21 protein-coding genes are annotated in these 23,403 nt (G+C 66.4%); 14 read left to right on the top strand and 7 right to left on the bottom strand.

Translation table 11 applies throughout. The features are described 5' to 3' along the window. Nucleotides 1-213: 213 nt before the first annotated feature. From serS to AC6LKD_RS17980, 3 genes are all read right to left on the bottom strand, one after another. Complete coding sequence (gene serS, locus AC6LKD_RS17990) at nucleotides 214-1,566, bottom strand: serine--tRNA ligase (protein ID WP_498116991.1); 1,353 nt, start codon at nucleotides 1,564-1,566, stop codon at nucleotides 214-216. Between the two features lie 42 nt (nucleotides 1,567-1,608). Further along, entirely contained in the window at nucleotides 1,609-2,949 is a 1,341-nt protein-coding gene (locus AC6LKD_RS17985; RefSeq protein ID WP_013391907.1) for a replication-associated recombination protein A, read from the bottom strand. Between the two features lie 81 nt (nucleotides 2,950-3,030). Beyond that, nucleotides 3,031-3,822, bottom strand: a complete 792-nt coding sequence (locus AC6LKD_RS17980) for a deaminated glutathione amidase (protein ID WP_013391906.1) — start codon at nucleotides 3,820-3,822, stop codon at nucleotides 3,031-3,033. 154 nt (nucleotides 3,823-3,976) lie between these two features. On the opposite strand from AC6LKD_RS17980, the gene AC6LKD_RS17975 reads away from it, so the two are divergent. The 9 genes from AC6LKD_RS17975 (at nucleotide 3,977) to AC6LKD_RS17935 (ending at nucleotide 13,712) form a co-directional block, all read left to right on the top strand. Continuing rightward, nucleotides 3,977-5,248, top strand: coding sequence for an amino acid deaminase (locus AC6LKD_RS17975; protein WP_498116990.1), 1,272 nt, complete (start codon nucleotides 3,977-3,979; stop codon nucleotides 5,246-5,248). A 107-nt stretch (nucleotides 5,249-5,355) separates the two neighbouring features. Next, entirely contained in the window at nucleotides 5,356-6,912 is a 1,557-nt protein-coding gene (locus AC6LKD_RS17970) for an ABC transporter substrate-binding protein (protein WP_498116989.1), read from the top strand. A gap of 141 nt (nucleotides 6,913-7,053) precedes the next feature. Further along, nucleotides 7,054-7,995 (top strand): ABC transporter permease, encoded by a 942-nt coding sequence (locus AC6LKD_RS17965; protein ID WP_013391903.1) that lies wholly within the window; start codon nucleotides 7,054-7,056, stop codon nucleotides 7,993-7,995. Between the two features lies 1 nt (nucleotide 7,996). Beyond that, nucleotides 7,997-8,872 carry an ABC transporter permease gene (locus AC6LKD_RS17960; RefSeq protein ID WP_498116988.1) on the top strand — a complete coding sequence of 292 codons (876 nt, stop codon included), beginning with the start codon at nucleotides 7,997-7,999 and terminating at the stop codon, nucleotides 8,870-8,872. Nucleotides 8,873-8,874: 2 nt separating this feature from the next. Further along, nucleotides 8,875-9,882 carry an ABC transporter ATP-binding protein gene (locus AC6LKD_RS17955; protein ID WP_498116987.1) on the top strand — a complete coding sequence of 336 codons (1,008 nt, stop codon included), beginning with the start codon at nucleotides 8,875-8,877 and terminating at the stop codon, nucleotides 9,880-9,882. Next, nucleotides 9,879-10,880, top strand: a complete 1,002-nt coding sequence (locus tag AC6LKD_RS17950; protein ID WP_013391900.1) for an ABC transporter ATP-binding protein — start codon at nucleotides 9,879-9,881, stop codon at nucleotides 10,878-10,880. The genes AC6LKD_RS17955 and AC6LKD_RS17950 overlap by 4 nt, the downstream gene beginning before the upstream one ends. Before the next feature lie 36 nt (nucleotides 10,881-10,916). Then, complete coding sequence (locus tag AC6LKD_RS17945) at nucleotides 10,917-11,789, top strand: MurR/RpiR family transcriptional regulator (protein WP_492276117.1); 873 nt, start codon at nucleotides 10,917-10,919, stop codon at nucleotides 11,787-11,789. Nucleotides 11,790-11,802: 13 nt separating this feature from the next. Then, complete coding sequence (locus AC6LKD_RS17940) at nucleotides 11,803-13,257, top strand: N-acyl-D-amino-acid deacylase family protein (RefSeq protein WP_498116986.1); 1,455 nt, start codon at nucleotides 11,803-11,805, stop codon at nucleotides 13,255-13,257. A 41-nt stretch (nucleotides 13,258-13,298) separates the two neighbouring features. Continuing rightward, nucleotides 13,299-13,712: a RidA family protein gene (locus AC6LKD_RS17935; protein ID WP_118931699.1), complete on the top strand. Its 414-nt coding sequence runs from the start codon at nucleotides 13,299-13,301 to the stop codon at nucleotides 13,710-13,712. Nucleotides 13,713-13,757: 45 nt separating this feature from the next. On the opposite strand, the gene lolA is transcribed toward AC6LKD_RS17935, so the two are convergent. Beyond that, the gene (lolA, locus tag AC6LKD_RS17930) at nucleotides 13,758-14,381 is read right to left on the bottom strand and encodes an outer membrane lipoprotein chaperone LolA (protein ID WP_498116985.1); all 624 of its coding nucleotides are present in this window, start codon (nucleotides 14,379-14,381) and stop codon (nucleotides 13,758-13,760) included. Further along, a complete protein-coding gene (locus AC6LKD_RS17925; RefSeq protein WP_085947787.1) occupies nucleotides 14,381-16,765 on the bottom strand; it encodes a DNA translocase FtsK in 2,385 nt (794 codons plus the stop codon). Before AC6LKD_RS17925 ends, lolA begins: the two co-directional genes overlap by 1 nt. Nucleotides 16,766-16,807: 42 nt before the next feature. On the opposite strand from AC6LKD_RS17925, the gene trxB reads away from it, so the two are divergent. Genes trxB through AC6LKD_RS17900 form a run of 5 tightly spaced genes read left to right on the top strand, consistent with a single transcriptional unit; the run spans nucleotide 16,808 to nucleotide 20,521 of the window. Next, a complete protein-coding gene (trxB, locus tag AC6LKD_RS17920; protein WP_207468743.1) occupies nucleotides 16,808-17,767 on the top strand; it encodes a thioredoxin-disulfide reductase in 960 nt (319 codons plus the stop codon). Then, on the top strand, nucleotides 17,754-18,422 hold the full coding sequence (locus AC6LKD_RS17915; RefSeq protein WP_013391893.1) for a Smr/MutS family protein: 669 nt from the start codon (nucleotides 17,754-17,756) through the stop codon (nucleotides 18,420-18,422). The genes trxB and AC6LKD_RS17915 overlap by 14 nt, the downstream gene beginning before the upstream one ends. Next, nucleotides 18,419-18,748, top strand: a complete 330-nt coding sequence (locus AC6LKD_RS17910) for a DMT family transporter (protein WP_013391892.1) — start codon at nucleotides 18,419-18,421, stop codon at nucleotides 18,746-18,748. The genes AC6LKD_RS17915 and AC6LKD_RS17910 overlap by 4 nt, the downstream gene beginning before the upstream one ends. Continuing rightward, nucleotides 18,745-19,392 carry a hypothetical protein gene (locus AC6LKD_RS17905; protein ID WP_013391891.1) on the top strand — a complete coding sequence of 216 codons (648 nt, stop codon included), beginning with the start codon at nucleotides 18,745-18,747 and terminating at the stop codon, nucleotides 19,390-19,392. The genes AC6LKD_RS17910 and AC6LKD_RS17905 overlap by 4 nt, the downstream gene beginning before the upstream one ends. Beyond that, entirely contained in the window at nucleotides 19,379-20,521 is a 1,143-nt protein-coding gene (locus tag AC6LKD_RS17900; protein WP_013391890.1) for a hypothetical protein, read from the top strand. Before AC6LKD_RS17905 ends, AC6LKD_RS17900 begins: the two co-directional genes overlap by 14 nt. Here AC6LKD_RS17900 and AC6LKD_RS17895 read toward each other — a convergent pair. Both AC6LKD_RS17895 and AC6LKD_RS17890 read right to left on the bottom strand, forming a co-directional pair. Continuing rightward, the gene (locus AC6LKD_RS17895; protein ID WP_207468747.1) at nucleotides 20,518-22,608 is read right to left on the bottom strand and encodes a sodium:solute symporter family protein; all 2,091 of its coding nucleotides are present in this window, start codon (nucleotides 22,606-22,608) and stop codon (nucleotides 20,518-20,520) included. The genes AC6LKD_RS17900 and AC6LKD_RS17895 overlap by 4 nt on opposite strands. Then, complete coding sequence (locus AC6LKD_RS17890) at nucleotides 22,608-22,886, bottom strand: DUF4212 domain-containing protein (protein ID WP_498116984.1); 279 nt, start codon at nucleotides 22,884-22,886, stop codon at nucleotides 22,608-22,610. Before AC6LKD_RS17890 ends, AC6LKD_RS17895 begins: the two co-directional genes overlap by 1 nt. Nucleotides 22,887-23,403: the final 517 nt, after the last annotated feature.

The following is a 23,403-nucleotide window of genomic DNA, read 5'->3' as shown; positions in this document are numbered from 1 at the left end:
TGAAGCGTGTAGCACACGGGGCGTATTGTGCCGTAACTATCCGGCCCTTTTATTGGAATACACAATTGCTCACATCATAATCAAGCGCTCTCGCCCCCAGGTTAATGACCTGAAGCGACAGGAATATGTATTGATAATAAAAAAAACGGAGCCCCAAAGGCTCCGTCTTTTACTCCGCCAAATGACGGATGGACAGGCTATGTCGCGTCAGGCTTACGCCGCCGGATTCAATACCGTCAGGCCGCCCATATAAGGCTGCAGCGCTTGCGGAATCAGCACGCTACCGTCGGCTTGCTGGTGATTTTCCAGCACGGCGACCAGCGCGCGGCCCACGGCCAGACCCGAACCATTGAGCGTGTGGACGTATTCCGGCTTGCCCTGGGCATTGCGGAAACGCGCCTGCATGCGGCGGGCCTGGAAGGTCTCGCAGTTCGACACCGAGGAAATCTCGCGCCAGGTGTTCTGCGCCGGCAGCCACACTTCCAGGTCATAGGTCTTGGCCGAGCCGAAGCCCATGTCGCCCGTGCACAGCAGCACCACGCGGTACGGCAGGCCCAGGAGCTGCAGCACGCGCTCGGCGTGGCCGACCATGTCTTCCAGCGCCTCGTAGGACTGATCGGGCTGCGTGATCTGCACCATTTCGACCTTGTCGAACTGGTGCTGGCGGATCATGCCGCGGGTGTCGCGGCCGCCACTGCCGGCTTCGGAACGGAAGCACGGGGTATGCGCGGTGAGCTTGAGCGGCAGGTCGGCGGCGGCCTGGATGGTGTCGCGCGCCACGCTGGTCAGGGTGATTTCCGAGGTGGAGATCAGGTACTGGTCTTCACGCACATAAGGCTTGCCCTGGTCATCGACCTTGGGATCGTCGTCGCCGCCGCCCTTGGACACGGCGAACATGTCGTCCTTGAACTTCGGCAGCTGGCCCGTGCCGTACAGCGTCGAAGCATTGACGATGTAGGGCGTGTAGCACTCGGTGTAGCCGTGCGTGCCGGTCTGCAAATCCAGCATGAATTGCGACAGCGCACGGTGCAGGCGCGCGATGGGGCCGCGCATGAACGAGAAGCGGGCGCCGGACAGCTTGGCGGCCATGTCGAAATCCAGCCCCAGGGGTTCGCCGATGGCGACGTGGTCGCGCGCCTCGAACGCCAGGGCAGGCGGATTGCCGTCGGCGCCGGCCGCGCCGGGCAGCCAGCGGCGCACCTCGACGTTGTCATCGGCGGACTCGCCCAGCGGCACGCTGGCGTGCGGCAGGTTGGGCACCGACATCAGCAATTCGTTGAGCGGCTGCTGCAAGGCGGCCAGCTCTTCTTCGAGCTGCTTCAGGCGCACGGGCACGGCCTGGGATTCGGCCATGACGGCGCTGGCGTCCTCGCCCTTGGCCTTGAGCTGGCCGATCTGCTTGGCCAGCGCGTTGCGGCGGGCTTGCAGGGACTCGGTTTCGGTCTGGACGGCCTTGCGGCGGGATTCCAGCTCATTGAACCGTTCCGTGTCGAAGGACACGCCACGGCTTTTGAGGCGGTCGACGACGGTTTGCAGGTCTTTGCGCAGCAGTATCGGGTCTAGCATGGTGATATCGGTGAGGTTGCGTGAAGCAACGGGCGCGGCCCGTTACCGTTTCTTGGCGCGTTCCTGGGCGTCCAGCTCGCGCAGGAATGCCAGCTTTTGCTGGATTTTAGCCTCCAGGCCGCGATCGGTCGGCCGATAGAAGGAGGGATTGAGTCCATCGGGGAAATATTGCTCGGCGGCAGCGTAGCCATGCGGCTCGTCGTGCGCGTAGCGGTAGGCCTTGCCGTGGCCCAGCTGCTTCATCAATTTGGTGGGCGCGTTGCGCAGGTGGATAGGCACCGGCGCGCTGCCGTGCTCGGCCGCGAACTTGCGCGCCTGGTTGTAGGCGTTGTAGACGGCGTTCGACTTGGCGGCGCAGGCCATGTAGACCACCGCCTGCGCCAACGCCAGCTCGCCTTCCGGCGAGCCCAGGCGTTCATAAATGTCGGCGCCATTCACGGCCAGGTCGGTGGCGCGGGGATCGGCCAGGCCGATGTCTTCCACCGCCATGCGCACCAGGCGGCGCGACAGGTACTTGGGGTCGGCGCCGCCGTCGATCATGCGGCAGAACCAGTACAGCGCGGCGTCGGGATTGGAACCGCGCACCGACTTGTGCAGCGCGCTGATCTGGTCGTAGAACGCATCGCCGCCCTTGTCGAAGCGGCGCAGGTTCTGCGACAGCGAGATCTCCAGCCAGGCCGCGTCCACCGTGTCCCGGCCGGCGGCCTGCGCCGATTCGGCCACGACTTCGACCGCGCTGATCAGGCGGCGCGCGTCGCCGTCGGCCCAGGCCGCCAGCTGTTCGCGCGCGTCTGCATCGACATGGATGCGCTCGCCCTCTTCCAGCCCGTCGTTCAGGGCCTGCACCGCGCGGTCAACCAGCTGCTGCAGTTCCTCGGCGGTGAGCGATTGCAGCACGTACACCCGGGCCCGCGACAACAGCGCCGAATTGACCTCGAACGAAGGATTTTCGGTGGTGGCGCCGATGAAGGTGAACAGCCCGCTTTCCACGTAGGGCAGGAACGCATCCTGCTGCGCCTTGTTGAAGCGGTGCACCTCGTCGACGAACAGGATGGTGCGGCGCCCCTGGCCTTGCGCCACCTGGGCCACCGTGACGGCGTCGCGGATGTCCTTGACCCCGCCCAACACCGCCGAGATGGCGATGAACTGCGCGTCGAAGCCGTCGGCCATCAGCCGCGCCAGCGTGGTCTTGCCCACGCCCGGCGGCCCCCAGAAGATCATGGAGTGCGGGCGCCCCGACTCGAACGCGACGCGCAGCGGCTTGTCCGGCCCCAGCAGGTGCGACTGCCCGACCACGTCGGACAGCGTACGCGGGCGCAGCCGTTCGGCCAGGGGCACGTAAGGCCGATGCGCAGGATCGGCCGCGAAGAGATCGTTGCTCATTGGCAGGAGATGAGGGGAGACAGCAAGTAATTCAAGTCAGCATTACACCATGGCAACGGCCCGCGCCTCCCCGGTATGGCCCTAGGCCAGCCCCGGCAGTCCGAAGCGCCGGTTCGCCAGCACCGGCAGCACCTTGCGGGCATGGGCCAGGCGCTCGGGGTCTATGTCGGCGAACACCAGCGCCGGCGCCTCGCCCGCGCGCGCCGTCACCACGCCCAGCGGGTCCACCACCATGCTGCAGCCGATGTTGCGTTCGCCGCATTCGCCGGTGGCCGCCACATAACAAGTGTTTTCCAGCGCCCGGGCCGTGACCAGCACTTCCCAGTGCATTTCCTTCAACGGGCCGCGGACCCAGGCGGACGGCAGCACCAGCAGATCCGCGCCGTCCAGCGCCAGGCGCCGCGCCAGTTCGGGAAAACGCACGTCATAGCAGGTCATCAGGCCGACGCGCAGGCCGCCGATGTCCAGCAGCGGCGGAATGTCGATGCCGGGCGTGACGTTGGTGGATTCCTTCATGTTGAAGGCGTCGTACAGGTGCAGCTTGCGGTATTGCGACAGGATCTGGCCGTCGCGCAGCGTCACCAGCGTGTTCCAGACGCGCCCTTCCCCTGTCGGCACGTGTACGCACATCATGGTCGCCAGCTGCGAGCCGCGGCTGGCTTCCAGCAGGCGGCTCATGAAGGGGCCGTCCAGCGGCTGGGCCGCCTTCAGGACGATCTGCGGATCGGTGATGTCGCGGGCCAGGATGCCTTCAGGCAGGACCAGCAGGCCGGCGCCGCCGGCGCGGGCGCGTTCCATCAAGTCTATGCAGACCTGGGCGTTTTCTTCCCAGACGCGGCTGACGGCGAACTGGCCCAAAGCAACTTTCAGCATGACGCTTTCCTTGTGTCGGAGGATTTTCCTATTGTCGCGCCAACCGCCGGACAGCGCCGACTACGGGAAACTCCTAGCTCCCGCTTGTAAATTCTTTTCACGATAATGAAAAAAACCAGGTTTGACGTAAATATTTTCCATAGCAGGCGCCCCCATGACGAATTCCTCCTCCCCCGCAGCCCCCCTGGACGCGAACGGCAAAGGCCTGGGCGCCTTTCCGGAATCCTGTACCACCGCGGGCGTGGCCGCGCTGAACTGGAATCTGCTCAATGAGGATGTCAGCCTGCCCGTGGCAGTGCTGTACGAAGCCCGCGCGCGCCACAACCTGCAATGGATGCAGCGCTTCATGGAAGCGTACAAGGTCAAGCTGGCGCCGCACGGCAAGACCACCATGAGCCCGGCGCTGTTCCGCCGCCAGATCGAGGGCGGCGCCTGGGGCATCACGCTGGCGACCGCGCCGCAGGTCCAGGCGGCCTATCAGCACGGCATCCGCCGGGTGCTGATGGCCAATCAGCTAGTGGGCCGCGCCAACATGGCCATCATCGCCCGCCTGCTGCGCGACCCGGCTTTCACCTTTTTCTGCATCGTGGACTCCCCCGCCAACGCGGCCCAGCTGGGCGCCTACTTCGGCGAACAGGGGCTGACCTTGCCGGTGCTGATCGAACTGGGCCCGCAGGGCGGCCGCACCGGCGTGCGCGACGATGCCCAATTGCAGGCGCTGGTCGAAGAGATCGGCAAATGGCCCGGCCTGGCCCTGGCCGGCATCGAAGTCTATGAAGGCGTGTTGCAGGAAGAAAACGCGATCCGCGCCTTCCTGCGCCGCGCCACCGACTCCCTGCGCAGCCTGGCCGCCGCCGGCCGCCTGCGCAAGAACGGCCCGGCCCTGATCTCCGGCGCCGGTTCGGCCTGGTTCGACGTAGTGGCCGAGGAATTCTCGCAGCTGGACATCGGCGCGCCGCTGGAAATCGTGCTGCGCCCCGGCTGCTACCTGTCGCACGACGTCGGCATCTACCGCTCGGCTGCCGAGCGCATCAACGCCCACAACCCGGTCGCCCAGAAAATGGAACCCGGCTTGCAGCCGGCCTTGCAGGTCTGGGCCTATGTGCAGTCGCTACCCGAACCGGGCCGCGCCATCGTCGCCATGGGCAAGCGCGACGCCGCCTTCGACGCCGGCCTGCCCACGCCCGCCGCGCTGTTCCGCCCCGGCCGCGACACCACGCCCGGCCAGGCCCCCGCGCACTGGAAGCTGAGCGCGATGATGGACCAGCACGCCTTCATGCAGATCGACGCAGGCGACGACATCCAGGTCGGCGACATGATCGCCTTCGACATCTCCCACCCCTGCCTGACCTTCGACAAGTGGCGCCAGGTGCTGCTGGTGGACGAGCAATACCGCGTCACCGACGTGGCCGAAACCTTCTTCTGAACGTCCCTGCCCGCCGCGCCGGAGCGGGGGCAGGAAGCATCGCGGGACCCCGGCGCACTCATCTAACTACAAGCAAAACCCGTTTTTGACCCTCTGGAGAGAGAATCATGAACTTCCGTACCTCCCGGCGAGGCGGTGGGCTCAATAGCCTGCTGCTGGCCGGCGCAATTGGCTTGACCGCATTGTCGTCCCCCGCCCTCTGTGCCACGCCGATCAAGGGAGGCACGATCTCGGTCGCCACCATAGGCGAGCCGCCGACGCTGGATCCGATGACCAGCACGGCCGACCTGGTCGGCATCCTGACCCAGCACTTCTTCGAAACGCTGTACACCTTCGACGGCAAGTGGAACCTGACCCCGCTCTTGGCCGACAAGCTGCCGGAAGTCTCGGCTGACGGGCTGATCTATACGATCCCGCTGCGCCAGGGCATCACCTTCCACGACGGTTCCAAGATGGATTCGTCCGACGTGCTGGCTTCGCTCAAGCGTTGGACCGAGACCGCCACGCGCGGCAAGATGGCCGCCAAGATCATCACCGGCATGGAAGCGCCCGACGCCAACACCATCCGCATCACGCTCAAGCAGCCCTATGCGCCGCTGACGGCATTGCTGGCCATGAACAACAGCGCCGCCGTCATCATGCCCAAGGGCAAGATCGCGCCGGCCCTGACCGAATTCGTCGGCACCGGCCCGTACCAGTTGAAGGCGCGCGTGCCCGACCAGTACATCCAGCTGGTCCGCTTCGAAGGCTACAAGCAGCGCGAAGGCGAGCCCGACGGTTTTGGCGGCGCGCGCAAACAGTACCTGGACGAGATCCGCTTCGTGCCGGTCAGCAATGCCAATACCCGCGTCGAAAGCGCGGTGGCCGGCCAGTTCGACTACGTCGATTCGCTGCCGGTGGAATCGTTGCCCAAGCTCAAGAACGGCCGCTCCGACCCCGTCATGCTCAAGCCCTTCGGCTGGCCGCGCCTGGTGCTCAACACCAAGCAGGGCATCATGTCGAACCTGGCGGTCCGCCAGGCCGTACAGCTGGCGCTGAACGAAGAAGACATGCTGTACGCCGCCTTCGGCGACAAGAACTTCTACAAGCTCAACGGCGACCTCTATCCCGAGGGCTATCCCTGGGCCACCTCGCTGGGCGGCAAGGTCTACAACAAGGGCGACGCAGCCGGCGCCAAGAAACTGGTGGACGGCGCCAACGTGCAGGACCGCAAGATCCGCATCCTGACCAGCCAGCAGTACGAGTTCCACTACAAGATGGCCCTGGTGGCCGCCGAGTACCTGAAGGCCGCCGGCTTCACCGTCGACATGCAGGTGGTGGACTGGGCCACGCTGACGCAACGCCGCCAGGATCCGGCGCTGTGGGACGTCTTCATTACCCACAGCCCCTTCCTGCCCGAACCGGCCCTGATCGACTTCCCGTCCAAGGACGCGCCGGGCTGGTGGGACACGCCGCGCCGCAACCAGACGCTGGACGCCTTCAACCAGGCCCGCAGCCAGGAAGAACGCGTCAAGCGCTGGGCTGACGTGCAGCAGGCCGTGTACGACGAAGTGCCCTTCATCAAGGTCGGCGACTTCAACGCCCAGGCCGCGCGCTCGCCGTCGCTGCAAGGCACCAAGGCCGTGCCGTGGCCCTACTTCTGGAACGCCTGGAAGTCGAAGTAAATGGCGTAGCGCGGCAGGGCAAAGGCGTAAACCAGCCCTCCTGCCGCGCGCGACGCATCAGCGCATGCCCCGCGGAGCGCGCCCTTCCAACAAGCGCGCCGCCCCCTCCCCACGATACGACGCTTTTTTAGGACATCCATCGTGTTGCGTTATCTCTTAAACCGGCTGGTCGGGCTGGTGGCCGTGATGTTCATCGTCGCGACCATCGTGTTCGTGATCATCCGCGTCACGCCCGGGGATCCGGCCGCCGTGATGCTGGGTCCGCAGGCCAGCCAGCAGGACATCGCCGCGCTGCGCACCCAGCTGGGGCTGGACCAGCCCATGGTCGTGCAATACCTGTCGTGGCTGGGCAAGCTGGCCCAAGGCGACCTGGGCCAATCCATCTTCATGAACAAGCCGGTGCTGTCGGCGCTGGCCGACCGCGCCGAGCCCACCATCCTGCTGACGCTCATGTCGCTCTTGATCGCCAGCGCCATCGCGCTCCCCGTGGGGATCCTGTCCGCGGTCAAGCGCGGCACCACGCTGGACCAGTCGGTGCTGTCGTTCTCGATGTTCACCTCCAGCGTGCCCAGCTTCTGGCTGGGGCTGCTGCTGATGCAAGTGTTCTCGGTCAAGCTGGGATGGCTGCCGGTGGCCGGCTACGGCGGACCGGACGCCTCGCTCATGACCCGGCTGTCGCACCTGATCCTGCCCGCCGTGGTGCTGGGCCTGGTGAACTCGGCGCTGATCACGCGCTTTATCCGCGCCAGCATGCTGGACGTGCTGCGCGACGACTATGTGCGTACCGCGCGCGCCAAGGGCCTGCCGGAAAGCAAGGTGATCCTGAAGCACGCCGTGCGCAACGCGCTGATCCCCATCCTGACGGTGCTGGGCCTGACCACGGCGCTGCTGATCAGCGGCGCGGTCGTGACCGAAACCGTGTTCGGACTGCCCGGCGTGGGCAGCCTGGTGGTGTCGGCGGTGCTGCGCCGCGACTACCCCGTCATCCAGGGCGCGCTGCTGATCATCGCGGCCATCTATGTCCTGATCAATCTCATCATCGACCTGCTGTACCTCTTGGTCGACCCCCGGGTGCGTTACTGATATGGCTATCGCAACTTCCGCAAACTCCGCCGCGGGCGCCGACCGCTGGCAGGTCCTGCGCCTGCTGGTGTCGCGCAAGACCGTGCTGATCAGCCTGATCGTGATCATCGTGCTGGTGGCCGCCGCGCTGCTGGCGCCCTGGCTCAGCCCCTACGATCCGTTCAAGCTGTCCATCATGAACCGGCTCAAGGCGCCGGGCGCGGCGCACTGGTTCGGCACCGACGACTTCGGCCGCGACGTGTTCAGCCGCGTCATCTATGGCGGCCGCCTGTCGCTGATGGTGGGCTTCTCCGTCGTCATCGTGTCCAGCATCCTGGGCATCGCATTGGGCCTGATCGCCGGCTTCTTCCGCACCGCGGACAAGTTCGTGTCGCGCCTGATCGACGCCATGATGGCCTTCCCCGACATCCTGCTGGCAATCTCGCTGGTGGCCGCGCTGGGTCCCTCGCTGGTCAACGTGGTGATCGCGCTGGGCATCGTCTACACGCCGCGCCTGGCCCGCATCGTGCGCGCCTCGACCCTGGTGATCCGCGAACTGCCCTTCGTCGAAGCGGCCCGCGCGCTGGGCGTGCCCACCTGGCGCATCGTCACCGTGCACGTGCTGCGCAACCTGGGGTCGCCCATCCTGGTGCAGGGCACGTTCATCTTTGCCTACGCGATCCTGGCCGAAGCCGGCCTGTCCTTCCTGGGCGTGGGCGTGTCGCCCGACATCCCGACCTGGGGCACCATGATCAACGCCGGCCAGCAGTACATGGGTTCGGCCGACTGGATCATGATCTTCCCCGGCATCGCCATCGTGTTGTCCGTGCTGTCGCTGCAACTGGTCGGCGACGGCCTGCGCGACGTCCTCGATCCGCGCCTGCGCAAGGAGCTGTAATCATGACCGCAAGCACCCGAGACGTCGTGCTTTCCGTGGAAGGACTGAAGACCTGGTTCCACAGCCGCGACGGCGTCGCCAAGTCCGTGGATGGCGTGACCTTCGACCTGGCCCGCGGCGAAACGCTGGCCATCGTCGGCGAGTCCGGTTCCGGCAAGTCCGTGACCAGCCTGTCCATCATGGGCCTGCTGCCCAAGCCGGCGGGCCGCATCGAGGCCGGCAGGATCCTGTACCGCGACCGCCAGGGCGCGCAGCACGATCTGGCCCAGGCCACGCCCGCCACCCTGCGCAAGATCCGCGGCGCCGAAATCGCCATGATCTTCCAGGAGCCCATGACCAGCCTGAACCCGCTGTACACGGTGGGCGACCAGATCGCCGAAGCCGTGCTGCAGCACGAAGGCGGCTCCTATGACGCCGCGCTCCGACGCGCCCGCGAAATGCTGGAGCGCGTGGAAATCCCGGCGGCCGACCGCCGCGTCAACGAGTACCCGCACCAGATGTCGGGCGGCATGCGCCAGCGCGTGATGATCGCTTTGGCCCTGGCCTGCAACCCCGCCGTGCTGATCGCCGACGAGCCCACCACCGCGCTGGACGTGACCGTGCAGGCGCAGATCCTGGACCTGCTGCGTCGGCTGCAGGCCGAGATGAACATGAGCATCCTGTTCATCACGCACAACCTGGGCGTGGTGGCCGAGATCGCGCATCGCGTAGCGGTCATGTACGCGGGCCGCGTGGTCGAGGACGCCGGCGTCTACGACCTGTTCGAAAAGCCCACGCATCCCTACACCCGCGGTTTGCTGTCCTGCATTCCCACCGCCGCCCTGCTGGCCTCCGGCGAACGCCTGCGGGCCATTCCCGGCAACGTGCCCAGCGTGCTGTCGCTGCCGCCCGGCTGTACCTTCGCGCCGCGCTGCCCGCTGGCCGCCGACGACTGCCGCGCCGCCGTGCCTGAACTCATGCCGGTGCAGACCGAACACCGCGCGCGCTGCATCAAGGTGAATCCGATATGACGACTAGCCCCATTCCCATCCGCGCCGAAGAGCCGCTGGTGCGGATCCAGGACCTGAAAGTCCACTTCCCCACCTCGCAGGCGCGCAACGCCCCCGTGGTGAAGGCCGTGGACGGCGTCAGCTTCGACGTGCCGCGCAACACCATCGTCGGTCTGGTCGGAGAGTCCGGCTCCGGCAAGACCACCACGGGCCGCGCCCTGCTGCGCCTGTTCGCGCCCACCGCCGGACGCATCCTGTTCGACGGCCAGGACATCACCAAGCTGTCCGAAAAACAGATGCTGCCCTGGCGCCGCCGCATGCAGATCGTGTTCCAGGACCCCTACGCCAGCCTCAACCCGCGCATGACGGTGGCCGAGATCCTGGGCGAGGCGCTGGACACGCACCGCCTGGCACAGAACCGCCGCATGGCCCGCATCGGCGAGCTGCTGGAACGCGTGGGGCTGAACGCCGACCACAGCCGCCGCTATCCGCACGAGTTCTCGGGCGGCCAGCGCCAGCGCATCGGCATCGCCCGCGCCCTGGCGGTCGAGCCCGACTTCATCGTGGCCGACGAGCCGGTCTCGGCCTTGGACGTCTCGGTGCAGGCTCAGGTGCTGAACCTGCTGCAGGACCTGCAGCGCGACCTGGGGCTGACCATGCTGTTCGTGGCCCACGACCTGGCGGTGGTGGACTATCTGTGCGACGAGGTCGTGGTGATGTACCTGGGCCGCGTCATGGAACGCGGCCCCACCAGCGAGGTCTATGCCCGCCCCCGCCATCCCTATACCCGCGCGCTGCTGTCCGCCGCGCCGGTGCCGGACCCGCGCGCGCCGCGCTCGCGTATCCTGCTAAAGGGCGACATCCCCAGCCCGGTCAATCCGCCTTCCGGCTGCGTGTTCCGCACCCGCTGCCCGTACGCCATCGAAAGCTGCGCGACCACCGAGGCGCAGGCCGCCAACGTCGGTCCGGGCCACTATGTGGCTTGTTCGCGCATCGGCGATGCCGAACTGGCCGCCTGATCGCCGCCCTGTCCAGACCAGACCCAGGAAGCCCACATGAACATCATCCGCGACATCGTCTTCCAGATACGCAGTCGACGGGACTCGCTGAGCGTGACCGAACGCAAAGTCGCCGACGCCATTCTGGACGACATCATCTGGGGCGCCAGCGCCACCGTCGACCAACTGGCCGCCAAGGCCGGCGTCAGTATCGCCACCATCTCGCGCTTCGCCCGCACGGTCGGCTGCGACGACACGCGCGACCTGAAGCTGAAGCTGGCCCAGGCCAGCACCGTGGGCAGCCGCTTTCTCGACCCCAGCGCGGCGCCCGAGGAAAGCACCTTCTACGCCCGCATCTACGCCGACATCGAAAGCACGCTGCGCGCGCATTTGCCCAACTTTACCGAGCAGCTGTTCGAAGCGGCCGCCGGCATCGTCGACGGCGCGCGCATGATCTACGTGTTCGGCATGGGCGGCGCGTCGGCCGTGCTGGCGCAGGAAGTGCAGTCGCGCCTGGTGCGGCTGGGCTACCCCATCGCCGTCTACAGCGACGCGGTGCTGCTGCGCATGGTCGCGGCCACCCTGGACGAGCGCGATGCCGTACTGATCCTGTCGGCCTCGGGCCTGACGCCGGAAATCGTGGGCGCGGCCCGCATCGTCAAGCAGTACCAGGCGCGCATCGTCGCCATCACCGACGCGACCTCGGCGCTGGCCGAACTGGCCGACGTGGTCCTGCCCATCCGCACCGACGAAACCGACTTCATCTACAAACCCTCGGCGTCGCGCTACGCGATGATGCTGGCCATAGACCTGCTCTCGACCGAACTGGCCATGTTGAACCAGGAAGAAAACCGGGAGCGCCTGCGCCGCATCAAGTTGGCGCTGGACGAACACCGCGGCGGCCCGAACCGCCTGCCGCTGGGCGATTGAACTGGAACACAAGATGTACGACACCCTCATAGGCAATGTGCTGATCCTGGACGGCACCGGCGAATCCGCCTACCGCGCCAGCGTGGCGCTGGCCGACGGCCGCATCGCCGCCATCGGCGACCTGCCAGGCGCGTCCGCCCGCCATCTTTTCGACGGCACCCGCCTGGCGCTGGCCCCGGGATTTATCGACGTGCACACCCACGACGACACCAACGTCATCCGCACGCCGGACATGCTGCCCAAGCTGTCCCAGGGGGTTACCACCGTGGTGGTGGGCAACTGCGGCATCAGCGCCTCGCCCGTGGCCTTGCGCGGCGAACCGCCGGATCCGATGAACCTGCTGGGGTCCCGCGCCGACTTCAGCTATCCCACCTTTGCCGACTACACCCGCGCCATCGAGGCCGCGCAGCCCGCCGTGAACGTGGCGGCGCTGGTCGGCCACACAGCCCTGCGCAGCAACCACATGGACCGGCTCGACCGCGCCGCCACGCGCGACGAAGTCCTGGCCATGCGCGCACAGCTGCGCGATGCGCTGGCGCACGGCGCCGTCGGCCTGAGCACCGGACTGGCCTATGCCTCCGCCTTCGACGCCGATACCGACGAGGTCAAGCTGCTGGCCGAGGCCCTGGACGAATTCGGCGCGCTCTACACCACCCACCTGCGCTCGGAATTCGCGACCATCCTGGAAGCCATGCAGGAAGCCTTCGACATCGCCCAACATGCCCGCGTGCCGGTGGTGGTCTCGCACCTGAAGTGCGCCGGGGCCGGCAACTGGGGCCGCACGAAGGAAGTCCTGGCCACGCTGGAAACCGCGGGCCGCCTGCAACACGTAGGCTGCGACTGCTATCCCTATTCCGCCAGCTCGTCCACGCTGGACCTGAAGCAGGTCACGGACGAGTTCGACATCGACATCACCTGGTCCGTGCCGCATCCGGAGCAGGCCCGCCGCAAGCTGGCGGACATTGCCGCCGACTGGGGCCTGCCCTTGCTGGAAGCGGCGGCGCGTCTGCAGCCGGCGGGCGCCGTGTATCACAACATGCACGAAGACGACGTGCGCCGCGTGCTATCGCACCGGCTCACCATGGTGGGCTCCGACGGCCTGCCCAACGACCCCATGCCGCATCCGCGGCTGTGGGGCGCGTTCCCGCGCGTACTGGGGCACTACAGCCGCGACGTGGGGCTGTTCCCGCTGACCGAGGCCGTGCACAAGATGACGGGCCTGTCCGCCGCGCGCTTCGGCCTGGCCGAGCGCGGCCTGGTGCGCGAGGGCTACCACGCGGACTTGGTGCTGTTCGATCCGGCCACGGTCATCGACCGCGCCACCTTCGCCGCCCCGGTGCAGACCGCCGCCGGCATCGAGGCGGTCTGGGTCAATGGCGCCCTGTCCTACCGCCAGGGCGAGGCCACCGGCGACCGCGCCGGCCGCTGGCTGCCGCGCAGCGGCGACCTGCGCAAGAACTTCCAATAGGCGCCCTGCGCCAGACCGACCCTCATTCCAAGGAGAGAACCATGAGCAATGCTCCCACCGCCGACAGCAACGGCATCACCCGCTACGGCGTCGCCGGTGGCACCGGCCAGGGCGGCTCGCACATGCCCTTCGCCCGCGCGGTCGCGGCCGACGGCTGGCTGCACGTGTCCGGCCAGGTGCCGATGGACAATGGCGAAGTCGTCGAAGGCGGCATCGTGACCCAATCGCACAAGGCCATTCAGCAGGTGCTGGCGATCCTGAAAGAAGCGGGCTACGGCCCCGAACACGTGGTGCGCTGCGGCGTATGGCTGGACGACGCGCGCGACTTCGCGTCGTTCAACAAGGTGTTCAAGGAGTACTTTGGAGAGAATCCGCCGGCGCGGGCCTGCGTGCAATCGTCGCTGGTGGTCGACGCCAAGGTAGAGGTCGACTGTATTGCGTATAAGCGTCCCTAAGCGGACACCACGCAAGAAAAAGCCTGGCGTTGCCAGGCTTTTTTTTCACATCTTCACCACATCCACGCCCTTCGGCGCGACGAACTGGAATTCCTTCGCCGGCAGCTGCGGATTGGCGGCGATACCGGACAGATCCACGCGGGTGGTTTGTCCGAACGAATCCAGCAGTTCCACGCGCACCGGCAGGTTGTCCTTCATGCCGATGTCGACGCGCGAAAAGCCCGCATCGGCGGTGCGCGGCTTGGCGCGCAGCCAGTCGATCCCGTCCTTGGACGGCAGGGCCGAAACGTCGAACGACTGCTCCAGCGAACCCGAGCCGAACAGGATGGCCGCGGGCGAGGTGCCGATGGCGGCGTCAACCTTGCGTTCGGTCACCTGGGCCAGGTCCGGATCGAACTGGAATACCTGACGACCGTCCGACACCACCAGCTGTTCATACGGCTTCTGCACCGCCCACTTGAACTTGCCGGGACGCTGGAACGAAAACACGCCGGTCTGGGCAGGCTGCGTGCGGCCCTGGTTGTTCACCGTGTACTGCGAGAAGGAGCCGGTGGCGGAGGTCACCGTGGCCACGAACGCGCGCAACTGCTCCTGCGCGCTGGCGGCTAACGCCAGGGCGGGCGCCAGGCTCAGGGCCGCGACGGCGGCCAGTCGACGGAACATCTTCATCAAGCTTCCTCTCGGGCGGCAGCGGCTGCGGGAACGAGGATCTCGCGGTTGCCATTGGACTGCATCGCCGACACCATACCCGATTGCTCCATCTGCTCCAGTAACCGGGCAGCACGGTTGTAACCAATGCGCAGGTGGCGCTGCACCAGCGAGATGGAGGCGCGGCGGTGTTTGAGCACCACTTCGCACGCCTGGTCGTACATCGGATCCGATTCAGCATCGCCACCGATGCCGGTGACGCTGCTGGCGCCTTCGCCGCCGTCACCGTCCAAGCCGCCTTCCAGCAGGCCTTCGATGTAGTTGGGTTCGCCCTGAGCCTTGAGGCTTTCCACCACGCGATGCACTTCGTCGTCGCTGCAGAACGCGCCGTGCACGCGCACCGGCAGGCCGGTGCCCGGCGGCATGTAGAGCATGTCACCCTGGCCCAGCAGGGTTTCAGCGCCCATCTGGTCCAGAATGGTGCGCGAGTCGATCTTGGACGACACCTGGAACGCGATGCGCGTCGGGATGTTGGCCTTGATCAGGCCGGTGATTACGTCCACGCTGGGGCGCTGCGTGGCCAGGATCAGGTGGATGCCGGCGGCGCGCGCCTTCTGCGCCAGGCGGGCGATCAGTTCTTCGATCTTCTTGCCCACCACCATCATCAGGTCGGCGAGTTCGTCGATGACCACCACGATGGTGGGCAGCGGCGACAACGGCTCGGGTGCGTCCGGCGTCAACGAGAACGGATTGGGGATGGGTTCCTCGCGCTTGATCGCGTCGCGGATCTTGGTGTTGTAGCCCGCCAGGTTGCGCACGCCCATCTTGCTCATCAGGCGGTAGCGCTTTTCCATTTCGCCCACGCACCAGTTCAGCGCGTTGGAAGCATGGCGCATGTCGGTGACCACCGGCGCCAGCAAGTGCGGAATGCCTTCGTAGACGCTCATTTCGAGCATCTTCGGGTCGATCAGGATCAGCCGGGTGTGGGACGCGTCCGCCTTGTACAACAGCGACAGGATCATGGCGTTGATCCCCACCGACTTGCCCGAACCGGTCGTGCCCGCCACCAGCAGGTGGGGCATCTTGGCCAGGTCGGCCACCACCGGGTTGCCGGCGATGTCCTTGCCCAGCGCCATCGTCACGACGGAATGGCTGGCGTGATAGGTCTGCGAACCCAGGATCTCGGACAGGCGCACCATCTGGCGGCGCGGGTTGGGCAGTTCCAGGCCCATCAGGTTCTTGCCCGGGATGGTTTCCACCACCCGGATGCTGACCAAACTGAGCGCGCGCGCCAGGTCCTTGGCCAGGTTGACGATCTGGCTGCCCTTCACGCCCGTGGCGGGCTCGATTTCGTAGCGCGTGATGACCGGGCCGGCCTGCGCCGCCACCACGGTGACCGACACGCCGAAGTCGGCCAGTTTCTTTTCGATCAGGCGCGAGGTGAATTCGATGGTCTCGGCCGACACCGTTTCCTGGTTGGCCAGGGGCGGATCCAGCAGGCTGATGGCCGGCAGGTCGCCTTCGGCGCCGCCCGAGGGCGCGAAGAACAGCGATTGCTGCTTTTCCTTTTCGACCCGTTCGGACTTGGGCACCACGGTAATTGCGGGTTCGATCCGGACCGGCTGCTCGTGGACCAGCTTTTCCTGCTTGGCCACGACCTGTTCGGTGCGCACGGCCTTGGCGACCTCGCCGACCTTGCGGTCTTCGCGCGCGGCATAGGAATCGCGGACGCGGCGCACCAGGCCTTCCAGCCAGGAGCCCACGCGTTCGGCGATGGACAGCCACGAGAACGAGAAGAACAGGCTCAGGCCGATGGCCAGCATGACCAGGAAGGCCAGGGTGCTGCCGGTGAAGCCGATGCTGCGGCCGATCAGGTCGGCCAGCGTCTGGCCGATCACGCCGCCCGCGCCACTGGTATTTTCCGAGGCGCCCGGCAGGTGCGTGCCGCGGCTGGCCAGGCGCAGGGCTTCCATGCCCAGCGAACCCACCAGCAGCAGGAAGAAACCGATGCCCTCTTCCCAGTGGACGCGGGGCAACACTTCCGGCTGCTTACTATTGGTAACGCGAAGGTGGCTGGCCAGGCGGCGATAGCCCGCCCGCACCCGGTGCAGCAGCAGAATTACCCACCACCAGGCGGAAAAACCGAACAGATAGAGCAGGATGTCCGCCAGATAGGCGCCCAGGGTCCCGCCCCGGTTGTGGATGGCGCCGGCGGGGACGGAATGCGACCAGCCCGGGTCGGCGGCGTTCCAGGTGGCCAGCACCAACGTCAGCCAGGCCGCCAGGGCGGCGAAGAGGATCCAGCGGGCTTCACGCAGCAGCGCGGACAAGCGCGTCTGCAGGGGGGAAGGCCCGTTACGGGTGTTGCGCGAAGCGCGCGGAGAAGCAGTCGAGATACGCGGCATGCGGCTCATTATAATTGGGCGTTAACCTAAAGATACCCGCCCATGTCCACGCCTACGCACGCTAAAGTTTTGATACTCGGTTCCGGCCCTGCCGGTTACACGGCGGCCGTCTATGCGGCACGCGCCAATCTGAGCCCTGTTCTTGTTACAGGTCTGGCCCAAGGCGGCCAGCTCATGACCACCACGGACGTCGACAACTGGCCGGCCGACGCCGATGGCGTGCAGGGTCCGGACCTGATGCAGCGCTTCCAGAAGCACGCCGAACGCTTCAACACCGAAATGATCTTCGACCACATCGCCAAGGTCGATGTGTCGAAGCGCCCGTTCACCCTTACGGGCGACACCGGCAAGATCTACACCTGCGACGCCCTGATCATCGCCACCGGCGCCTCGGCCAAGTACCTCGGCCTGCCCTCGGAAGAGGCCTTCATGGGCCGCGGCGTGTCCGGCTGCGCCACTTGCGACGGCTTCTTCTACCGCAACCAGGACGTGGTCGTGGTCGGCGGCGGCAATACCGCCGTGGAAGAAGCGCTGTACCTGTCGAACATCTGCCGCAAGGTCACCCTGATCCACCGCCGCGACAAGTTCCGCGCCGAACCCATCCTGGTCGACAAGCTCATGAGCAAGGTCGAGAACGGCAACATGGAACTGAAGCTGTTCCATACCCTGGAAGAAGTGCTGGGCGACGACAGCGGCGTCACCGGCGTGCGCGTACGCCACGTGGACACCGGTGCCACCGAGGACATGACGGTCACCGGCGCCTTCATTGCCATCGGCCACCAGCCCAACACCGAAATCTTCCAGGGCCAGCTGGAAATGAAGGACGGCTACATCGTCACCAAGAGCGGCCTGTCCGGCATGGCCACCATGACCTCGGTCCCGGGCGTGTTCGCCGCCGGCGACGTGCAGGACCACGTCTACCGCCAAGCCATCACCAGCGCCGGCACGGGCTGCATGGCCGCGCTGGACGCACAACGGTGGCTGGAGAATGCGGGGCAGTAAGGTCGGCCTGGCCGACCTGAAACGCCTGAAGAAAGACCTGCAGGCCGAACGCGAGCGCGCCGCCCTCGCCCAGCGGGTGGCGGTGCTGAAAAAGCCCGAAACCGCCCCCGTGGACGACATGGCGGCGTTCAAGCGCACCATGAAGTCGGTCACGCCGATCAAGCAGGCCGCCCGGGTGGAACACAAGCCCGTGGCGGAACCCGCGCCCGCGCTGCGCCGCGCCAATGCCTTGGGCGAAACGCCCGCACGCGCCGACGCCGGCGTCTCCGATGGCGGTGAAATCACGCACCTGCTGTCCGAAGGCGGCACCGCCTTCGTGCGCAGCGACGCCGCGCCCGATACCGCCCGCAACCTGCGCCGCGGCCAATGGCGCGCCGGCGCCGAACTGGACCTGCACGGCCTGCGGGTGGAACAGGCCCGCCACGCCCTGCTGTCGTTCCTGGACGAATGCCAGGAACACGGTATCCGCTGCGTGCGCGTGGTGCACGGCAAGGGCTACGGTTCGCAGGGGCTGGAGCCGGTATTGAAGGACAAGGCCCGCACCTGGCTGGTGCAGAAAAGCGAAGTGCTGGCATTTTCCGAGGCCCCCGAACGCGAAGGCGGCGCCGGCGCCCTGCTGGTGCTGCTGCGGCAATCCGAAGGATCGCGCAAATGAAGTGGCTGTACCTGGGTGTGGCCATCATCGCCGAGATCTTCGCGACCAGCGCGCTCAAGGGATCCGAAGGCTTCACGCGCCTGACGCCGTCCATCATCACGGTGGTCGGCTACCTGATCTCGTTCTATTTCCTGTCGCTGACGTTGCGCGAAATTCCCGTGGGCATCGCCTACGCGATCTGGTCCGGCGTGGGCATCGTGTTGATTTCCATCGTGGGCGCGGTGCTGTTCAAGCAACACCTGGACACGCCCGCGCTGATCGGCATCGGACTCATCATCGCCGGCGTGGTGGTGATGAACGTCTTCTCGAAATCCGTCTCGCATTGAAGCCCCGCGCCCAGCCGACGGTGTACTTCCGCATCCGCCGCTGGCTGACAGCGGCTCTGTGCCTGGGCGGCCTGGGCCTTCTGACGGCAAGCAACGCCTGGGCCCAGGACTTCAACCGCGCCGCCGAACTCGTGCGCTACCGCGCCTGGTTCACCGCTTTCAAGCAAGACCTGGACCGGCTGTCCGCCACGCCCCGCCCGCTCTCGGAAACCGAGCTGGACGCGCTGTTCACCCGCACGGTGACGCCTGGCACGCGCGGCGCGGGGTTCATCCGCCAGGCCTTCACGCAGCGCGGCGGCGAAGGCGGCTACTTTCCAAGACCCGGCCCGCGCGCCGTGCTCATGGCCGTGCTGGACAGCGCCATCCCTGCCGGCCAGGGCGGCATATACCCCGAAGCGGACCCGGCTCTCAACGTCACGGACCTGACCGTCTGGTACCTGCATGTGGATGTCGGCGACATGAGCAATACCTACCTGCTATCGGGCGAACACTTCACGCCTTACCGGCTGCCGCCTCCCGGCAAGCTGGAGCGCAACGCCTACCCCTTCCTGCTGATGGACACGCGCGATGGCGCCCTGCGCCTGGGCGGCGTCAGCAGCGAACTCTGGGGGCTGATCGCCTACCTGCACAATGCCACGCTCTGATTCCGCGCTGCGGCTGCTGGCGCTGACGGCGCTGTCCATGATGCCCGGGCTGGCGAGCGCGCTCTGCGAACCGCTGGCCGCGTCCGCGCAGCGCACAACCGGAGTGATGGACGTTTCGCTGGACGACGCGAACACCTTGCTGGCGCTGGACGGTTCGCGCATCCGCTCGTGGCTGCCTGGCGTGGCCATCGACACGGGCGCCCGCGCCACCGCCATCATCTGGGCAGAACGCGTGGACTGGTCGGTCTACGCGGCCGCGCCCGACGCCCGCATCGGCGTCACCATGCTGCGCTGGGAAAGCGGCGCGGACGGCCGTCGGCATTTATGCGGCATTGCCCGCTACAGCGCCAGCGCCGTGCAGGAAGCCCGGGAATCGGGCGTGGCCGCGCTACCCGCGCCGCACGCGGAAACGCGCTTCTACTATGACGCCAGCGGCCGCTTGACGGGCTACGAAGAACGCTCGCGCGCTTGGGACGGCCGCCGCAACCCGCCAGCGCGATTCTGCCTGCGCTACGACGCCCACGGCTGGCTGGCCGAACTGGGCGCCAACGATTGCGCCGCAGCGTCCCGGCCTGTGACCCGCTACGTGCATGACGAAGCGGGCCGGCTCCTGCGCACCATTTCGTATCAAGAAAAATCCGACGACGCGTTCGAAGTCGTGACGCACGATGTCCAAGGCCGCGAGGCACAGCGCTATTTACGCCAACGGAAGACATGGTCGGACGAGACCCCCGTGCTGGGGCTGCCCTACCGCGCCAGCCCGAACCCGTACGCCGTGCTGGTACTGCCCGGCCCGGCCTGGCAAGCGCCCGCGCTGGACTCGTACCACTACGACTGGACCGTCGTGCAGCCCCGGAAGACGGCCGAGGGCACGGCCAGCATCTATGCCGCCAAGCGCGACCCCGCCCAGGTCCTGGCAAAAGGCACCAGCGACAGCAACGGACAGTTCCTCATGAGCGCCGCGCAACGCAAGCGGATCTGGGACGCCGCCGGCCGGACGCCGGGCGGCGTGCAATGGCTATGGGCGCCCGGCCAGACCTATACCTTGCTGCAGGCCATGCCCGCGGCGCAGTGGGCGTCCTGCATCGACCCGGAAAACCGGAAGGCCGACGCCTGCGGCACGCCTTAGGCGCGCTCCCCCTGCGGCTTGGACGCGCCCGGATGGCGCAGATAGTCCACCAGCGCCAGCGTGGCGCGGTCGGGCGGCGGCGTCAGCAGGGACACCACGATGATCGTCAGGAAAGCCACCGGCGCGCCGAACACGCCCGCAGCGATCGGCTGGATGCCCCACCACAGGTCCACCGGCTGCGTGCGCGATATGCCCAGCACCCATTCGCGCAGCCACGGATGCGTGTGGGTCATGTAGGCGAACGTCACCGCCAGCCCCGCCGCCATGCCCAGCGTCGCGCCCCATTTGTTGGCGCGGCGCCAGAACACGCCCATGACCAGCGCCGGGAAAAAGGACGAAGCCGCGAAGGAAAACGCCGCCGACACCATGAAGAGTATGTCCGCCGGCTTGCGCGCGGCCACCCAGGCGGCGCCAAAAGCCACCAGCAGCAACAGGATCTTGGACACCATCACGCGGCGCGCCGCCGACATGCGCGGCGACACCATGCGATACCACATGTCGTGCGACAGGGAGTTGGACAGCGTCAGCAACAAGCCGTCGGCGGTGGATAGCGCCGCGGCCAGGCCGCCCGCCGCCACCAGGGCCGATATCACGTAGGGCAAGCCGCCGATTTCCGGCATGGCCAGCACCACCACGTCGGCGCCCATGCTGATCTCGCTGAGCTGCACGATGCCGTCGCGGTTGACGTCGGTCACGTCCAGCAGATTGCTGTCGACGGCGCTCCAGGCATGCACCCAATTGGGCAGGCTGAGGAAGCTGGATCCCACCACCTGGGTATAGACCTCGTACTTCACCAGCAACGCCAGCGCCGGCGCCATGAAGTACAGCAGCAGGATGAACAGCAGCGACCAGCATACCGACTTGCGCGCCTCGATGACCGAAGGCGTGGTGTATGAGCGCATCAGGATATGCGGCATGCCCGCAGTGCCCAGCATCAGACAGAGCACCAGCGCCAGGAAGTTGATGCGCATGTTGCGCTGCTCTTCCGGGTCCTTGGAGGGAAAGGGTTCCGCATGCGGCGTGGCCGGCGCGGCCCGCGCTTCGAAAGTGGCTTTGGACTGCGACCATGCAATGCGCGCCTCTTCCACGCTGCCGGGGTAGCTGGACAGCTCGCGCTCCGCCGAGCGGATCTCGACCATGGGCGCATCGGTGGCGTTGAGCTGGGCCAGCCGGCTGCGCAGCTTGTCCTTTTCCAGCGTCCAGGATTCGGGCAATGCCGCCACCCGGCGGCCCATCTCGTTGGCGCGCTCTTGCCAAAGCCGGCGCGCCTCGATTTCGGAGGGATCATTCTGCAGGTACACCTCTTTTTCAGTGACCTGCTGCAGCACCACGCCCGCCGACAGCTGCGGCACGGGCATATTGGTGTGCTTGATCGACAGCCACACCACCGGCACCAGATAGGCGATCACCAGAATGATGTACTGCCCCACCTGCGTCCAGGTGACCGCGCGCATGCCCCCCAGGAACGAACAGACCAGCATGCCGCCCAGCGCCACGAAGATGCCGAGCTCGAACGAAATCCCGGTCATGCGGGTGGTGATGATGCCCACGCCGTAGATCTGCGCCACCAGATAGGTGAAGGAACAGAGAATGGCGCAGGCCACGCCCGCCAGGCGCGGCATGTTGCCGCCATAGCGCGCGCCCATGAAGTCGGGAATGGTGTATTGGCCGAAGCGGCGCAAGTAGGGCGCCAGCAACATGGCCACCAGCACGTAGCCGCCGGTCCAACCCATGATGTAGGCCAGCCCGCCATAGCCCGTCAGGTAGAGCGTGCCCGCCACGCCGATGAAGGACGCCACCGACATCCAGTCGGCGGCCGTGGCCATGCCGTTGTAGATCGCCGGCACGCGCCGGCCGGCCACGTAGTACTCCACCTGGTCCGAGGTCCGGCAGACGATGCCGATGCCGGCGTACAGGCTGACCGTGACCAGCAGGAACACATAGCCGATCCAGTTGCGCGGCATGCCCAGGATCTCGGCCAGCGCCATCAACAGGATCATCAACGCGAAGCCTGCCGTATACAGCACGTAGATGCGGCGCAGCCGGACTCTGAATTGCTGGGGCGTATCTCCGCTGAAAAACGGCATCAGCGGTGTCCCCCGGCGTCTTCGGAGTGTTCATCGGCGCGGTTCATGACCCGGGCGTAAATGCCGATGATGATCAGGTATGCCAGCGGCGCGCCGTAGGCCGCCATCCAGAACGCGAACGGCCAGCCGATGAAGTCGAAGTTCAGGTTGCGGGCGAAATAGGCGGGAATGAAGGTCAGCGCGGCCCAGACGACAAGCAACACCAGGATCAGCCGCAGATTGCGGCGCCAATAGGGAGTCGTGGCTGGCTTTGGGGAGGAAAGGCGCGATTCCGGCATAGCTGGGTGAGCGGACCCTGTCTGATTATCGCGAAACGCGGCGCCTGAAAAGCCCGGGTACTTCAAATGCCGGCTTTTTATGCGACAACGGCTGGCACTACCTGGTGCCAGCCGCTGTGCGTTTTGCTTTTTTTGGGTACTGCTTTACTTTTTTTATGTACCGGTGCCGCCGGTATTTGCCCATGCAGGGCTTTGTCTCCTCACCTGCATGGGATGAGATTCTGCACCAGAAGCGGGATTGTCACACTAGGGGAATGCCCTAAGAAGGAGCATTCATTTACATATTTCCTGCACCAAATTGGTGCACCTTGGGTTGCATGTTCTAAATACTGGGATTTTTAGAACGCCCTAGAGTCGGTACGGCACACGCCTCTCCACCGCTGCACTCCCCTCCGCCACGCCGCCTGGGTGTGATCCATAACGGTGTGTGCGTCACGCCCGCATTCAGGCAGCGACGGCCTGAATGCGGGCGTTTACGTTTCATTTATATCCCCCTCCCAAACGTATACCCCGTTTT

Source organism: Achromobacter sp. D7-1 (genome assembly GCF_059760445.1).
Note: the sequence above shows the minus strand (reverse complement) of the source record. Positions and strands in the feature narration are given on the sequence as shown.

Bases quoted from the DNA above. Each gene is read 5' to 3' on its own strand.
- serS (WP_498116991.1), bottom strand. From the start codon at position 1,566: ATGCTAGACCCGATACTGCTGCGCAAAGACCTGCAAACCGTCGTCGAC.
- AC6LKD_RS17985 (WP_013391907.1), bottom strand. From the start codon at position 2,949: ATGAGCAACGATCTCTTCGCGGCCGATCCTGCGCATCGGCCTTACGTG.
- AC6LKD_RS17980 (WP_013391906.1), bottom strand. From the start codon at position 3,822: ATGCTGAAAGTTGCTTTGGGCCAGTTCGCCGTCAGCCGCGTCTGGGAA.
- AC6LKD_RS17975 (WP_498116990.1), top strand. From the start codon at position 3,977: ATGACGAATTCCTCCTCCCCCGCAGCCCCCCTGGACGCGAACGGCAAA.
- AC6LKD_RS17970 (WP_498116989.1), top strand. From the start codon at position 5,356: ATGAACTTCCGTACCTCCCGGCGAGGCGGTGGGCTCAATAGCCTGCTG.
- AC6LKD_RS17960 (WP_498116988.1), top strand. From the start codon at position 7,997: ATGGCTATCGCAACTTCCGCAAACTCCGCCGCGGGCGCCGACCGCTGG.
- AC6LKD_RS17955 (WP_498116987.1), top strand. From the start codon at position 8,875: ATGACCGCAAGCACCCGAGACGTCGTGCTTTCCGTGGAAGGACTGAAG.
- AC6LKD_RS17950 (WP_013391900.1), top strand. From the start codon at position 9,879: ATGACGACTAGCCCCATTCCCATCCGCGCCGAAGAGCCGCTGGTGCGG.
- AC6LKD_RS17945 (WP_492276117.1), top strand. From the start codon at position 10,917: ATGAACATCATCCGCGACATCGTCTTCCAGATACGCAGTCGACGGGAC.
- AC6LKD_RS17940 (WP_498116986.1), top strand. From the start codon at position 11,803: ATGTACGACACCCTCATAGGCAATGTGCTGATCCTGGACGGCACCGGC.
- AC6LKD_RS17935 (WP_118931699.1), top strand. From the start codon at position 13,299: ATGAGCAATGCTCCCACCGCCGACAGCAACGGCATCACCCGCTACGGC.
- lolA (WP_498116985.1), bottom strand. From the start codon at position 14,381: ATGAAGATGTTCCGTCGACTGGCCGCCGTCGCGGCCCTGAGCCTGGCG.
- AC6LKD_RS17925 (WP_085947787.1), bottom strand. From the start codon at position 16,765: ATGCCGCGTATCTCGACTGCTTCTCCGCGCGCTTCGCGCAACACCCGT.
- trxB (WP_207468743.1), top strand. From the start codon at position 16,808: ATGTCCACGCCTACGCACGCTAAAGTTTTGATACTCGGTTCCGGCCCT.
- AC6LKD_RS17915 (WP_013391893.1), top strand. From the start codon at position 17,754: ATGCGGGGCAGTAAGGTCGGCCTGGCCGACCTGAAACGCCTGAAGAAA.
- AC6LKD_RS17910 (WP_013391892.1), top strand. From the start codon at position 18,419: ATGAAGTGGCTGTACCTGGGTGTGGCCATCATCGCCGAGATCTTCGCG.
- AC6LKD_RS17900 (WP_013391890.1), top strand. From the start codon at position 19,379: ATGCCACGCTCTGATTCCGCGCTGCGGCTGCTGGCGCTGACGGCGCTG.
- AC6LKD_RS17895 (WP_207468747.1), bottom strand. From the start codon at position 22,608: ATGCCGTTTTTCAGCGGAGATACGCCCCAGCAATTCAGAGTCCGGCTG.
- AC6LKD_RS17890 (WP_498116984.1), bottom strand. From the start codon at position 22,886: ATGCCGGAATCGCGCCTTTCCTCCCCAAAGCCAGCCACGACTCCCTAT.